The sequence below is a fragment of the Flavobacterium keumense genome, assembly GCF_029866485.1.
GTDB lineage: Bacteria > Bacteroidota > Bacteroidia > Flavobacteriales > Flavobacteriaceae > Flavobacterium > Flavobacterium keumense.
On the sequence record NZ_CP092332.1, the window covers coordinates 939,438 to 953,651 of the forward strand.

Annotated in this window: 12 protein-coding genes and 1 tRNA gene; 6 read left to right on the forward strand and 7 right to left on the reverse strand. The window is 35.9% G+C overall.

Translation table 11 applies throughout. From position 1 onward, the window contains the following. Positions 1–35 precede the first annotated feature (35 nt). Together MG292_RS04020 and MG292_RS04025 are read right to left on the reverse strand one after the other, a co-directional pair. Positions 36–647 carry a 50S ribosomal protein L25/general stress protein Ctc gene (locus MG292_RS04020; RefSeq protein ID WP_264533988.1) on the reverse strand — a complete coding sequence of 204 codons (612 nt, stop codon included), beginning with the start codon at positions 645–647 and terminating at the stop codon, positions 36–38. A gap of 27 nt (positions 648–674) precedes the next feature. Beyond that, positions 675–1,616, reverse strand: coding sequence for a ribose-phosphate pyrophosphokinase (locus tag MG292_RS04025; RefSeq protein WP_264533987.1), 942 nt, complete (start codon positions 1,614–1,616; stop codon positions 675–677). Between the two features lie 287 nt (positions 1,617–1,903). On the opposite strand from MG292_RS04025, the gene MG292_RS04030 reads away from it, so the two are divergent. From MG292_RS04030 to MG292_RS04050, 5 genes are all read left to right on the forward strand, one after another. Next, a tRNA-Leu gene (locus tag MG292_RS04030) sits at positions 1,904–1,983 on the forward strand. 165 nt (positions 1,984–2,148) lie between these two features. Beyond that, positions 2,149–3,657, forward strand: a complete 1,509-nt coding sequence (locus tag MG292_RS04035; protein ID WP_264533986.1) for a cryptochrome/deoxyribodipyrimidine photo-lyase family protein — start codon at positions 2,149–2,151, stop codon at positions 3,655–3,657. Beyond that, positions 3,623–3,793, forward strand: a complete 171-nt coding sequence (locus MG292_RS04040; protein ID WP_374506622.1) for a DUF2256 domain-containing protein — start codon at positions 3,623–3,625, stop codon at positions 3,791–3,793. The genes MG292_RS04035 and MG292_RS04040 overlap by 35 nt, the downstream gene beginning before the upstream one ends. Before the next feature lie 34 nt (positions 3,794–3,827). Continuing rightward, positions 3,828–5,363 carry a cryptochrome/photolyase family protein gene (locus MG292_RS04045; protein ID WP_264533985.1) on the forward strand — a complete coding sequence of 512 codons (1,536 nt, stop codon included), beginning with the start codon at positions 3,828–3,830 and terminating at the stop codon, positions 5,361–5,363. Continuing rightward, positions 5,360–6,655 (forward strand): DASH family cryptochrome, encoded by a 1,296-nt coding sequence (locus MG292_RS04050; protein WP_264533984.1) that lies wholly within the window; start codon positions 5,360–5,362, stop codon positions 6,653–6,655. The genes MG292_RS04045 and MG292_RS04050 overlap by 4 nt, the downstream gene beginning before the upstream one ends. On the opposite strand, the gene MG292_RS04055 is transcribed toward MG292_RS04050, so the two are convergent. Further along, positions 6,652–7,065, reverse strand: a complete 414-nt coding sequence (locus tag MG292_RS04055) for a DUF2452 domain-containing protein (RefSeq protein ID WP_264533983.1) — start codon at positions 7,063–7,065, stop codon at positions 6,652–6,654. The genes MG292_RS04050 and MG292_RS04055 overlap by 4 nt on opposite strands. A 186-nt stretch (positions 7,066–7,251) precedes the next feature. On the opposite strand from MG292_RS04055, the gene MG292_RS04060 reads away from it, so the two are divergent. Further along, positions 7,252–8,940 carry a sodium/sugar symporter gene (locus tag MG292_RS04060; protein WP_264533982.1) on the forward strand — a complete coding sequence of 563 codons (1,689 nt, stop codon included), beginning with the start codon at positions 7,252–7,254 and terminating at the stop codon, positions 8,938–8,940. Between the two features lie 226 nt (positions 8,941–9,166). On the opposite strand, the gene MG292_RS04065 is transcribed toward MG292_RS04060, so the two are convergent. Genes MG292_RS04065 through nuoK form a run of 4 tightly spaced genes read right to left on the reverse strand, consistent with a single transcriptional unit; the run spans position 9,167 to position 14,213 of the window. Further along, positions 9,167–10,537 carry an NADH-quinone oxidoreductase subunit N gene (locus MG292_RS04065; protein WP_264533981.1) on the reverse strand — a complete coding sequence of 457 codons (1,371 nt, stop codon included), beginning with the start codon at positions 10,535–10,537 and terminating at the stop codon, positions 9,167–9,169. 12 nt (positions 10,538–10,549) lie between these two features. Further along, complete coding sequence (locus tag MG292_RS04070) at positions 10,550–11,992, reverse strand: complex I subunit 4 family protein (RefSeq protein WP_264533980.1); 1,443 nt, start codon at positions 11,990–11,992, stop codon at positions 10,550–10,552. Between the two features lie 10 nt (positions 11,993–12,002). Next, the gene (gene nuoL, locus MG292_RS04075; RefSeq protein ID WP_264533979.1) at positions 12,003–13,886 is read right to left on the reverse strand and encodes an NADH-quinone oxidoreductase subunit L; all 1,884 of its coding nucleotides are present in this window, start codon (positions 13,884–13,886) and stop codon (positions 12,003–12,005) included. 6 nt (positions 13,887–13,892) lie between these two features. Continuing rightward, a complete protein-coding gene (nuoK, locus tag MG292_RS04080; protein ID WP_229318145.1) occupies positions 13,893–14,213 on the reverse strand; it encodes an NADH-quinone oxidoreductase subunit NuoK in 321 nt (106 codons plus the stop codon). Position 14,214 lies beyond the last annotated feature (1 nt).

A 14,214-nucleotide genomic window follows, 5' to 3' on the forward strand; every position in this document is an offset into this window, starting at 1 on the left:
AACTGATGCTTTTGGTATAATTGGATTTGAAAAAATTATTTTTTCTTTCCTTTTGCAGGTGCTTTTGCCGCTTTTGCCGCTTCTTGAGCCGCTTTCATAGCTGCACGAGACATCTTCACTTGACAGATAACGGTGTTATCAGGGTGCATGATTTTGAAGTTAGGCGTAGGAACTTTAGTTACATATAACTTGTTACCCATGTCAAGAGGAGTAATGTCAGCTTCAACAAAATCAGGAAGATTTTTTGGTAAAGCTTTTACTTTTAATTTACGGTTGTTGATACGTAAATCTCCACCTGCCATAACTCCTTTAGAGTTACCGATGATTTTTACAGGAACTTCAATAGTAATTTCTTTGTTATCAAACAATTGAAAAAAGTCAATGTGTAAGATTCTGTCAGATACTGGATGAACCTGAATGTCTTGTAAAATAGCATTGAACGATTTACCGTTACCCAAATCAATCACAACTGTGTGTGCGTTTGGAGTGTAAACCAAGTTTTTGAATGCTTTTTCTTCTGCTGAAAAATGAACTGGTTGATCTCCTCCGTATAACACGCAAGGAACCGCTCCAGCATTACGTAAGGCTTTAGTAGCAACTTTGCCCACGCTTTCTCTTTCTGATCCTTTAATTGTAATCGATTTCATTGTAAAAAAATATAGTTATTAAAAATATTACATAATAAATTTTCCACTGATGGAATTGTTGTTTTGTACCATTTGCATTACTTCTGCAAAAAGTGGTGCACAACTCAACACTTTAATTTTGCTTGATTCTTTCTTCAACGGAATAGAATCGGTAACAATTAACTCGCTTAATTTTGAGTTTTCTATTTTTTCATAAGCATCGCCAGATAAGATTGGGTGGGTACAAATAGCTCTGACGCTTAATGCTCCTTTTTCAATCATTAAATCGGCAGCTTTTGCTAAAGTACCTCCAGTATCGATCATATCGTCTACTAGAATTACATTTCTACCTTTTACCTCACCAATTAACTCCATAGTGTCAATCACATTGGCAACTTTTCTTTGTTTATAACAAACGACTACATCTGAATTTAAAAATTTAGAGTAGGCATATGCTCTTTTTGAGCCTCCCATGTCAGGAGAAGCTATAGTTAAATTATCCAAGTCCAAACTTTTTATATAAGGTAAAAAGATGGTTGAAGCAAAGAGATGGTCAACTGGTTTTTCAAAAAAGCCTTGGATTTGATCTGCATGTAAATCCATTGTCATTACTCTAGTTGCTCCCGCGGCATCCAATAAATTAGCTACTAATTTTGCTCCTATTGGCACCCTTGGTTTGTCTTTTCTATCCTGTCTTGCCCAACCAAAGTAAGGGATAACAGCTGTAATATGTCGAGCTGATGCGCGTTTAGCAGCATCAATCATCAATAACAATTCCATCAAATTATCAGCACTTGGGAACGTAGAGCACACAATAAAAACACGTAATCCACGGATTGATTCTTCATAAGAAGGTTGAAATTCTCCGTCGCTATAGGTTGAGGTTATTACCTTTCCTAATGGAATTCCGTAAGCTTCTGCTATCTGCTCGGCTAAATATACACTTTTTGAACAGGCAAAAATTTTAGCTTCTGGTTCGTGGTGTGACATTGATAATCTGTTGTTAAAACCGATTCAATTAAATAAGTAAGCTTCATTTGCTACTACTTGCTTAAGTATCTATTTGCCTCGGCTGTAGTTAGTTAGTAAGTTGTGTTGTAACGAGGTGCAAATTTAGAAAATTTATTCAACTCTGAAAGGAAAAAATTAAGTATTTTTATTAGAGGTTTTAATTTTATTTTTTACATTTGCACCGTGTTAAAAGAATTGATGGTTGATTTAAAACAATTTCTTCTTTTCTCATGCTAAAATAACACTTGTTATTTTATTTCTGTTAAGCCCAGGTGGCGGAATTGGTAGACGCGCTGGTCTCAAACACCAGTTCTTAGGAGTACCGGTTCGATCCCGGTCCTGGGTACAAAAGCCTCTTCGAAAGAAGAGGCTTTTTTGTTTTTACTTTCTTCTTTAATATTGCTTTATCTTTAGTATTTGCTCCTGTTATTTTCTTTACAATTACTAAAAAACAGTATATTTGTTTATTATTTTTACAAAAAAATTAAACAAAATAATCTATTTTTCTCTTTTGAAAAAACAGCCTATACATATTGTTTGGTTCAAACGCGACTTTCGATTAATTGATAATGAAGCTTTGTTTCATGCCCATCAATCGGGTGTGCCGCTTTTATTGATTTGTTTTTTTGAGCCGTCCGTTATGAATTATCCCGATTCTGATGTACGGCATTGGCGGTTTGTGTACGAATCCATTCAAGATTTGAATAAAAAACTTCAACCATTTAACGCAAAAATTTATTTTTTTCATGATGAAGTTAAGAACGTATTTTCAGAATTAATTCAAAAATTTGAAGTAGAATCTGTTTTCTCTCATCAAGAAATTGGAAATAAAGTGACTTACGACCGCGATTTGGAAATGAAAGCGTTTTTTGATTCCAATGACATCATTTGGAAAGAATTTCAAATGCACGGTGTCATTCGTAAATTAAAATCAAGACAAGATTGGGACAAGCGCTGGGAGCAGGTAATGCGTGATACCCCAAAAATTATAAATGAATCCGATTTAAAAACGATAGTATTAGATTCGGAGTTTTATGAGAAAATAAAAGGAGCCGAATTATCAACTGAAATCACCACTCCTAACAAAAATTTTCAACGTGGTGGCGAATACTGGGCGTGGCGTTATTTGGACAGTTTTGTAAAAGAACGTTATGTCAATTACAGCAAACACATTTCTAAACCCGCTTTGAGTCGAAAAGGTTGCAGCCGACTGTCTCCATATTTGACTTATGGTAACATCAGTATGCGCATGATTTACCAATACACCAATAAGCACTACGAAGTGTCAAAAAACAAACGCGCTATTCTCAATTTTGTTTCGCGCTTGCATTGGCATTGTCATTTTATGCAAAAGTTTGAAGACGAATGCGAAATGGAATTTGAAAATGCCAACCGAGCGTATGATGCTTTGGTAAAACCAAGAAATGAAATCTATATCAAGGCCTGGCAAGAAGGAAAAACAGGTGTGCCAATAGTCGATGCGTGCATGCGTTGTTTGGTGGCAACAGGTTATATCAATTTCAGAATGCGCGCCATGGTGGTGTCGTTTTTTACCTTTAATTTATGGCAAGATTGGCGCGAATTACATTTTTTAGCCCGTCAATTTTTAGATTACGAACCCGGAATTCATTACCCGCAAATTCAGATGCAATCAGGTACAACGGGGATCAATACGATTCGAATTTACAATCCAATAAAAAATTCCGAAGAACACGATTCTGAAGGGGTATTTATTAAACAATGGTTGCCCGAATTAGCAGAAGTACCAGTGCATTTGCTTCACGAACCTTGGAAAATGAACGAAATGGAGCAGCAGTTTTACAATTGTATTATAGGAAAAGACTATCCAGCTCCTATTGTTGATATTGAAGCAACTCGAAAACAGGCTAGTGACATCGTTTGGAGTTTTCGAAAAAAAGAGGAAGTCAAACAAGAAGGGAAACGAATTTTACAAAAACACGTAAGTAACCCCAATAAACCCAACAATGCGAGGAATAAAAAAACAAAACCTACCAACTAAAATCTGTACTGTGTGCCAAAAACCATTCGCCTGGCGCAAAAAATGGGAAAAGGTTTGGGAAGAAGTAAAATATTGTAGTGATAGATGTAGGAATGAAAAAAAGATTGAAAGATTGAAAAACAATCTTAATCTTTAAATTTTTAAATCCTTTAATCGTTAAATTATAAAAAATGTCAAAAACGTTACGATTACTTCTTGGAGATCAATTGAACATCCAACATTCTTGGTTTAGTTCGTTAGATGATTCCGTGACTTATGTCATGATGGAAATTCGAACAGAAACGGATTATGCCACGCATCATATTCAAAAAGTGGTTGGATTTTTCTCGGCCATGCGTCAATTTGCTGCCGAATTACAATCACGACAACATCAAGTTTTTTATATTCACTTGAATGATGCCATTAATTTACAGTCGTTTGAAAAAAATATCAAATATTTAATTGAAAAAGAACAGTTTACCCATTTTGAATACCAACTCCCTGACGAATACCGTTTGGACGAGCAGTTGAAAAACTTGTGCCAGTCACTTTCCATCACTACTTCGGTATGCGATTCGGAGCATTTTATGAGTTCGAGAAACGAATTAGGTGATTTTTTTGAAGGTAAAAAAAACTTTTTAATGGAAAGTTTTTACCACATGATGCGAAAAAAACACCACATTTTGATGGAAGGCGACAAACCGCTAACGGGAAAATGGAACTACGATGGTGAAAACCGAAAAAAATTGCCCAAAGACCACAAACCCACTCCGCCTTTGGTTTTCAATAATAAGGTGACGGAAATTCTTTCAGAAATTCAGAAAACAGACATCAAAACCATCGGAACAATTGATGCCGAAAATTTTGTTTGGCCGATCAATAGAAAGCAATCGTTAGAATTACTCGATTTTTTTGTAACAGAATGCTTGGCACTTTTTGGGAGCTACCAAGATGCTATGACGCCTAACGAATGGTCGCTGTACCATTCTCGTCTTTCGTTTTCTTTGAATTTAAAACTAATTTCACCTTTCGAAGTCATCAATAGAGCGATATCTGAATGGGAGAATCATCCAGATACAATAGCCTACCATCAATTAGAAGGGTTTGTTCGCCAAATTATTGGCTGGCGCGAATACATGCGAGGAATTTATTGGAACAAAATGCCCGAATTCGCCACGATGAATTATTTCAATAACGAAAACCAACTTCCAGAATGGTTTTGGACAGGCAAAACAAAAATGAATTGCTTGAAAGATGCCATCAACCAATCTTTAAATTTTGCCTATGCGCATCACATTCAGCGATTGATGGTGACGGGTAATTTTGCACTTTTGGCAGGCATTCATCCGGATCAAGTAGATGCTTGGTATTTGGGTATTTACATCGATGCTATTGAATGGGTAGAAATTACCAATACACGTGGTATGAGCCAGTTTGCTGATGGTGGAATTGTTGGAACTAAACCCTATGTAAGTTCATCGGCATACATTGATAAAATGAGTCATTATTGTGGTAGTTGTTTTTACAAAAAAGCACTAAAAACAGGAGATAAAGCCTGCCCTTTCAATAGTTTGTATTGGAATTTTTATGATAAAAACGAAGATAAATTGGGCAAAAACCCGCGCATCGGAATGATGTATAATGTGTGGCATAAAATGAATTCCAAAGACAAAGAGGCCTTGTTGAAGCAAGCCGATTACTATTTAAATAATATCAATCAGTTATGATAAAGACAGCATTAGTTTGGTTCAAGACCGACTTACGAATTGGAGATAACGAAACTTTAGTCAAAGCTATTGCTCAAAGTAAAGAGGTAATTCCTGTGTATTGTTTTGACGAATCTCATTTTGAAACTACAGAACATGGATTTAAAAAAACAGGGAGTTTTAGAGCGCAGTTTTTATTAGAATCGCTTCAAGATTTGGATGTCAAATTACGCGAGTTAGGTTCGGGATTACGTATTGTACAAGGGAAGCCAGAAGTTGAAATTCCGAAATTAGTTCAAGAATATAAAGTCCAAAAGGTTTTTGCAAAAAGAGAAGTAGCTTTTGAAGAAAAGCAAACAGAGAAAAAAGTTGAATTAGAATTGTTTAAGTTGCGATGTGAATTTGAAACAGTAAGTACAAGTACACTATATCATGCAGAAGACTTACCGTTTTCTATCAAAGATATTCCGGATGTTTTTACCAATTTCAGAAAAAAAACAGAAAAAGACGCTACTATCAGAAATCCGTTTGAAGCTCCAACGAAAATTAATTCGCCAGCAATTCCAGCAATTGATTTACCAACATTAGAGGCTTTAGGTGTAACCAAAACTACCATCGATTCTCGTGCAGTGTTACCATTTAAAGGAGGAGAAAGCCAAGCCATTCAACGATTGCAACACTATTTTTACGATACGCAATGTTTGTCGTCCTACAAAGAAACTCGCAACGGTATGGTAGGAAGGGATTATTCCTCTAAATTTTCGCCTTGGTTGGCTCTAGGTTGTATTTCGCCTCGATTCATTTATGCTGAAATTAAAAAATACGAAAAACAATTTGGCGCTAATGACTCGACCTATTGGTTGGTTTTTGAATTGCTTTGGCGCGATTTTTTTCGATTTATGTTTAAGAAATACCAAACGAAATTTTTCTTGTATGAAGGAATAAAATCAGAAAAAGTGAATTCAAAATCCTTAAACGAGAAACTACTTTCGCAATGGATGAATGGTACAACACCATCCGATTTTATCAATGCCAATATGATTGAATTACAGCTAACTGGATTTATGAGTAATCGCGGACGACAAAATGTAGCGAGTTATTTTTGTAACGAATTGAATATGGATTGGCGTGTAGGAGCGGCCTATTTTGAAGAGCAATTAATTGATTATGATGTATGCAGTAATTGGGGCAATTGGGCCTATTTAGCGGGAGTAGGCAATGATCCTAGAGGGCATCGCTATTTCAATATTGAGAAACAAGCAATGGATTACGATAAAAAGAAAGTTTTTCGGAATTTGTGGTTAAAAGACTAAGATGATTCAGAACATGTTGTGACTACTATCCATTTTTTGTCGCTATTAAGTTGAAATGAACCAATAAATTTTTTGTTCCATTCGTTAGGTGGGATTAGAGATAAGAATTCTGTCCCATCTTCTCCTAAATACATATGATAAGTCTCGCCAATTACAGGTTCAAATGAAAATTTAGCGTTGTACACTAGTTCATTCCATTTATATTCTTCCATCAGTTTTTGGTACTCTAATTTTAATTCGGCAAATTTATTTTCAAAAACTTTGTTAACGTTATGAATACCACGTGTTTTCCACGCAACTAGATCTTCTGATTGGATTACTGGCGCTCCAACAGTAGTAGCATATGGGAGTAGGCTGGCGTTGTATCCTTGCTCTTCAGAATATACAATATTGTCTGGTTTTTTATTCATTTTTTGCCGTTTTGAGAGAAAAATTTATAGCCAAACTTACAATAATTTAGATAGTATGTTGTTAAACACATCAAAAAATTATGCTAAATAATCTCTTTGTGACGTGGCATAACATTTTATACCTATCATCATCTACTTCAAATAAAAACTAGTATATTTAGTTCCGCTATTTAACCAATTACAATTATGAATCAGAAAAGTCTTGAATTAACCGATTACATTGTCTTTATCATTTATTTTTTAGTGGTATCTATCTATGGATACACTATTTACCGCAAGCGCGAAAAAAACGAAAACGATGCGAAAGCGTATTTTTTAGCTGAAGGAAAACTGACCTGGTGGGCTATCGGTGCCTCCTTAATTGCCTCTAATATTTCAGCAGAACAATTCATAGGGATGAGTGGCGAAGGCTTTTTTTTAGGAATTGCTGTAGCTGCTTACGAATGGATTGCAGCTATTTCATTATTGATTGTGGCTATCTGGTTCATCCCAGTCTATTTGAAGAACAAGATTTACACAATGCCTCAGTTTTTAAAAACGAGATACAATGAGTCGACTGCATTGATTATGGCAGTATTTTGGTTGTTTTTATACGTTTTTGTTAATCTAACATCTATTTTATATTTAGGAGCTGTTGCGATTAATAGTTTGGCTGGAGGGCAGTATTTACATCTTATAATTACAGGGTTAGCTGTATTTGCGTTGATTATTTCTCTAGGTGGAATGAAAGTAGTTGCTTATACCGATGTTATTCAAGTAGCTGTATTGATTATAGGAGGTTTAGTAACTTCCTATATTGCATTGACAACAGTGAGCCAATATTATGGTTTTGGGCACGATTGTATTGCAGGATTTCAAGTGTTGATGGATCAAGCACCAGACCATTTTAAAATGATTATGCCTGAACCAATAGCAACATCTACTCAAGAAGAAATCAATAAATATTTAACTATTCCAGGGTTAATGGCTTATTTGGCGGGAATTTGGATTATCAATTTAAACTATTGGGGTTGTAACCAATACATTACTCAACGCGCTTTAGGAGCCGATTTAGACACGGCGCGTTCTGGAATTTTATTTGCAGGTTTCATTAAACTATTTATGCCTCTCATTGTGATTTTACCTGGGATTGCAGCCTATGTTTTACATGAAAGTGGCCATTTACCACAATTAGTGGGAGGAAAAGACGGAGCCTATTCGGCCATTTTAACCTTCTTACCTACGGGTTTAAAAGGACTTTCCGTAGCGGCATTAACCGCAGCGATTGTAGCTTCATTAGCCGGCAAAGTAAATAGCATCTCTACAATTTATACTTTGGATATTCATAAAAAATACATTCAAAAGGGAGCAACAGATACCAATCAAGTGAATATTGGGAGGTATGCTGTCTTTGCCGCCTTATTTTTAGCGGTACTTTTTACTTGGAACGACACTTTAGGTATTGGTGGTGTGGGCGGTTTTACGTACATTCAAAAATATACGGGTTTTATTAGCCCAGGGGTATTTGCAATGTTTATTTTAGGGATGTTTTGGAAGCGCACTACAGGAGCTGCTGCGGTGGTAGGAGTTCTAGCTGGTTTTGTATTGTCTGTAGTGTTTAATGAGTTGGCACCCGCTTGGTTTGGTAATGATACTTGGCTCTACACGGCTTATGCCAAAGGTAAAGGGGGTTACGAAATCCCGTTCTTGATTTGTATGGGCTTGTCTTTTATTTTTACGATGATCTTAATGATTGCAGTAAGTTTAGCGGGACCTAAAATAAATGAAAAAGCCTTTGAACTAGACAAAGCGATGTTCAAAATGGAACCACAAACCACTATCTTAATTGTCTTGTTAGTCTTGACTATTTTTGCGTTGTATGTGAAGTTTTGGTAGTACATAATCTTAAGCAAACAAAATCCCTTCTGGTGACAGAGGGGATTTCATATTTACATTTTAGGTTATTATAAATACATAAAGTGTGTTGAGATATTAGAATCGGTCTTAATTCTACTAATTATTTTGGAACTTATAGGCTGGCCCTTATGCTTTCGTGGCATAAAGAATAAAAAACCCGTCAAAATTACTCTTGACGGGTTGTATAGAATATAATGAAATTAAACTATCCCAATAAGTCCAATATCAATGATGGAAACAAACCGATAATAATATTCAAAGCAATAGCGGTAAAAGCCACAGCATAAATCAAGAAAGGTTGTCCAGTACGTTCTTCATTAGACTCCTTAGTGTACATAGCTAAGATTAATTTAAAATAATAACCCACACTAATAATCGAGTTGATTACCGCCACAATCACTAAGGCAATAAAACCATTTTGAATCGTTTGAGTGAACAAAATTAATTTAGCAAAGAATCCAGCAAAAATTGGAATACCTGCCATAGAAAGTAATGATGCTGTTAATACCGCTGCTAAGAAAGGATGCGTTTTTCCTAATCCGTGGAAGTTGGTAATGTCTTCGTTATGTTTGTTTTTACAAACGTATAAAATCACGCTAAAAGCTGCAATTCCAGCTAAAGCGTAAGCAGTAGTATAATATAATAAACTACTTGCTGAAGTCGCTAAACTTAATAAGGTCATTAACATAAAACCAGCATGTGAGATTCCTGAGAATGCTAACATACGTTTCACATTGGTTTGTTTCAATGCCATGATATTTCCTACCGTCATTGATGCCATTGAAATTACTACAATTACCATTTTATAATTTTCAGAAATGTCTGCATTGAGGACAGATAGTAGTTTATATAAGGTAGTCATAGCCACTATTTTGGCCAAGGTACTCATTAAGGCTGTTGTTAAAGCTGGAGAGCCTTCGTATACATCGGGTGCCCAAAAATGAAAAGGAACGGCTGCAATTTTGAAAAACATCCCTACAGTCAATAAAGCAATTCCAATAGGGAACCAAATTGGCAATTCAGCAGATTGAGATAATTCATTTATTTCTGCTACATCAAAACTTCCCATAGCTCCATACACCAAGCAAATTCCGAACAATAAAATCCCTGAAGCGAAAGAACCCATCAAAAAATATTTCATTCCGGCTTCGTTACTTTTTAAATTCAATCGGTCGCTAGCTGCTAGAACGTATAAAGAAATAGACAATACTTCGATACCTAAGAAAAACATCGCTAAGTTCCCGAAAGAAACCATAGCTACAGCACCCGACAATAAAAACACTTTGATGGCAATATAATCGGAGATTTTATTTTGATGATTATCATAAAAATGATGTCCCAATGCCACTAAGAAAATAGTCAGCACAATAAACAAAGAAGAGAATGCGGTAGAGAATTTACTCACCACAATCATATTTCCATAGTAACTTTCAGTTGAACCAAATTCAGAGATGTTCAATCCCAATACGGCCAATAATCCAATAATGGTAATAGGCACAATGGCTTTTCTTAGATTTAGAATTTCAAATACAAGGCATAAAACACCTAATCCTATTATAGCTATTAATGTATTCATTTTGTAGTGGACTTATTTGATTCTATTAATTTGGTTTAAAATTCCTTCGATACTTGGCATAATCAATTCAATGATTGGTTTTGGATACAATCCAAAGAAGAACAATACTGCAATAATTACTACCAAAACAATTCCTTCATTAGCGGTTACATCGGCAAAAGGTTTGGTGTTTGTTTCGCCTAACATTACTGATTGGTACATTTTTAACATATAATAAGCACCTAAAATGATAGTAGTTCCTCCTAAAACAGCAAAGGCAATATTCACTTGAGACAAGCTGTACAAAACAGTAAACTCTCCAATGAAGTTAAAGGTAGTAGGCAAAGCTACTGATGCCAAAACGATAAGTAAAAATAGTGAGGCAAATTTTGGTGCTTGTGAGCGAATGCCACCCATATCAGCAATAACTCTCGTTTCGTATCTTCTGTAAATAATTTCAGCAATAAAAAACAAGCCTACTACTACAAATCCGTGAGCAATCATTTGCAATACAGCTCCACTAATACCATCAGCAGTTAAGGTATAAGCTCCTGCTGCAATCAATCCTACGTGTGCCAATGACGAATAGGCTAACAATTTTTTCAAGTCTTTTTGTCTCAACGCCACTATTGAACCGTAAATCACTCCGCCAATTCCAAGAATAAGCATAATGATTACATGACCTTTTGCTGCTAATGGAACGATTGGCAATTGCCAACGAATAACACTGTACAATCCCATTTTTAGCATGATACCAGATAAAAGCATGGTTCCAACAGTAGGTGCTTTTTGGTAGACATTCGCTTGCCAAGTATGGAAAGGAATGATTGGAATTTTGATAGCATACGCCAAGAAAAATCCAACAAACAACCCAACTTGTTCAGCTCCACTTAAGTTCAGTTTATATAAATCTTCAATCAATAAGCTTCCTGCTTTTTGGTATAAATAGGCAAAGCCAACCAACATAAATAACGAACCCGCTAAAGTGTAAATGAAGAATTTCACTACGGCTTTTTTACGTTCTTCAGCATCTCCATTCCCCCAAACTAAGGCAATGAAATAGATTGGCAATAAAGACAATTCCCAGAAGATATAGTATAACAATCCGTCAGCTGCTAAGAAAGTACCTGCCATGGCGAATGCCATAAATAGAATCAAAGCATAGAAGGTTTTGGCATGTTGAACTTCGGTTCCAAAAGATGAAAAGATAATTATTGGCGTCAAAGCGGTTGTTAGCAATAGCATGGCTAAAGCCAATCCGTCTGCTTGTAAAGCAAAAGAAATATTCGGTTTTGCAATCCATTGAGAAATGAATCCGATATTTTCGCCCAAATTGTAATGGTTCAAAACTACAATAGAAGTGCCCAAGGAAACTAGTCCAAAAAGCAACGCCACTTTGGATGCAAATTTGTCACCTACCATATAGGTTGCCAAAGCACCGATCAAAAGAATAAGTAATATAAGAGATACGTTCATAGTAGATATATTATTGAGCTAAAAATAAAAAGGAAATAATGGCACAAAGACCCAAAACAAAGGCAAAAAGGTATAATCCTACACTTCCATTTTGTACTTTTTTTCCTTGAAGACTAATTGCGGTGGTTACTTTTCCGAATCCAAATACGAATGCTGACAAGTTAGTTTCTACTTGGTCTCTGAAGAATTTAGACAATTCGTTAACCGATTTTACAAACAAGGAGTTGTAGATTTCGTCCAAATAGTATTTGTTATACAACACTTTAGCAAATCCTGTAATGGAAGCATCGTCTCCAGGAACCGTATTTTGTTTGTTGTATTTGGCGTAAGCCAATCCAATTCCAACTAACCCTCCAACAACCGCTACCGCCATTAATAGGTATTCAGTATTTCCTAAATGGTGTTCTGCCGAAGCTAATTTTGGTAAAATTGGAATCAAATAGTGATTCAACCAAGAATTCCCTGGCAAGCTAATTACACCGCCAATGGTAGCCAAAATTGCCAACACAATTAAAGGAAACGTAATCAAAGCTGGACTTTCGTGTAAGTGGTGTTTTTGTTCTTCCGTTCCTCTAAACTCATTAAAGAAAGTTAAAAACATCAATCGGAACATATAAAAAGCGGTCATGATAGACGCCACCGAAGCGACAACCCATAACGGAATGTTATGATGAAAAGCCGTTAACAAGATTTCGTCTTTAGAGAAGAATCCCGAAAATACAGGCACTCCTGAAATTGCCAAAGAAGAGACTAACATCGTGATGAAAGTAATTGGCATGGCTTTTTTCAAACCACCCATCTTGCGCATGTCTTGTTCGCCATGTAAAGCGTGGATTACAGAACCAGAACCCAAGAACAAACAGGCTTTGAAAAAGGCGTGTGTGATTACGTGGAAAACAGCTACTTCGTAAGCGCCTAGACCTAATGCTAAAAACATTAATCCTAATTGCGAAACAGTAGAGTAGGCCAAGACCTTTTTAATATCGTTTTGTACTAAACCAATAGTAGCTGCTACTAAAGCCGTAATGGCTCCAATTACTGCAATGATGCTTTGAACGTCTGGTGTTAAATCAAAAACAAAGTTCAGACGCGTAATCATAAAAATACCCGCTGTTACCATTGTTGCTGCGTGAATCAATGCCGAAACCGGTGTTGGTCCCGCCATCGCATCAGGCAACCAAGTGTATAATGGAATTTGTGCTGATTTTCCAGTTGCACCAATAAACAAACACAAGGCAGCTGCTGAAAGCCAATATAAATCGATGTTAGTTGCGCCAGCAATAGCTGTCTTTAACGTTGCATAATCTAAAGTAGAGAATAAATATCCTAAAATGAAGATTCCAATTAGTAATCCTAAATCCCCAATTCGGTTCATGATGAAGGCTTTTTTAGCGGCATCATTATAGTCTTGATTTTTGTACCAAAATCCAATCAATAAGTATGAACACAATCCTACACCTTCCCAACCGATGAATAATACTAATAAGTTGCTTCCCACTACTAACGTAATCATAAAGAAAACGAACAAGTTGAGGTAGGCAAAGAATTTGTGCATGTTTTCGTCGTCGTGCATGTAGCTGATCGAATACAAATGAATTAGTGAACCAATTCCTGTTACAAAAAGCAACCATAAAACAGACAATTGGTCTAACAAGAAACCAAAATCGATTTTGATATTACTCACATGAATCCAATCAAAAAGGGTAATGTTGAATCCTTTTGGTTCAGCAGTTAATGCGCTAAAGAAATAAATTGAAGTAGCAAATGAAATCGCTACCGTAAGTGTTCCGATGATTCCAGAAACGGTTTTTCCTATACTTTTCCCAAAGAAAACATTGATTAAAAATCCCGCAAAAGGAGCAAGAACTAATAGTAAAGCTATAGTGGTATTCATTTCCATTTATCCTTTTAAGTTTTTTAGGGTATCGATACTAATCGAACCTGAATTTTTAAATATCGATACTAAAATGGCCAATCCAACAGCAACTTCTGCAGCAGCTACAGCCATGGAGAAAAACACGAAAACTTGTCCTTGAGCATCTTGATGGTAGGTTGAAAAAGCAACAAACAATAAGTTTACGGCATTCAACATAATTTCGATGGACATAAAAACGATAATGGCATTGCGTCTGTACAGTACTCCGAATATTCCAATGCAAAAAAGGATAACACTCAGGAAGATATAGTTTTCTATACCAATTTGATTTAAAATATTATTCATT

Bases quoted from the DNA above. Each gene is read 5' to 3' on its own strand.
- MG292_RS04020 (WP_264533988.1), bottom strand. From the start codon at position 647: ATGAAATCGATTACAATTAAAGGATCAGAAAGAGAAAGCGTGGGCAAA.
- MG292_RS04025 (WP_264533987.1), bottom strand. From the start codon at position 1,616: ATGTCACACCACGAACCAGAAGCTAAAATTTTTGCCTGTTCAAAAAGT.
- MG292_RS04040 (WP_374506622.1), top strand. From the start codon at position 3,623: ATGCGAGGAATAAAAAAACAAAACCTACCAACTAAAATCTGTACTGTG.
- MG292_RS04045 (WP_264533985.1), top strand. From the start codon at position 3,828: ATGTCAAAAACGTTACGATTACTTCTTGGAGATCAATTGAACATCCAA.
- MG292_RS04050 (WP_264533984.1), top strand. From the start codon at position 5,360: ATGATAAAGACAGCATTAGTTTGGTTCAAGACCGACTTACGAATTGGA.
- MG292_RS04055 (WP_264533983.1), bottom strand. From the start codon at position 7,065: ATGAATAAAAAACCAGACAATATTGTATATTCTGAAGAGCAAGGATAC.
- MG292_RS04060 (WP_264533982.1), top strand. From the start codon at position 7,252: ATGAATCAGAAAAGTCTTGAATTAACCGATTACATTGTCTTTATCATT.
- MG292_RS04065 (WP_264533981.1), bottom strand. From the start codon at position 10,537: ATGAATACATTAATAGCTATAATAGGATTAGGTGTTTTATGCCTTGTA.
- MG292_RS04070 (WP_264533980.1), bottom strand. From the start codon at position 11,992: ATGAACGTATCTCTTATATTACTTATTCTTTTGATCGGTGCTTTGGCA.
- nuoL (WP_264533979.1), bottom strand. From the start codon at position 13,886: ATGAATACCACTATAGCTTTACTATTAGTTCTTGCTCCTTTTGCGGGA.
- nuoK (WP_229318145.1), bottom strand. From the start codon at position 14,213: ATGAATAATATTTTAAATCAAATTGGTATAGAAAACTATATCTTCCTG.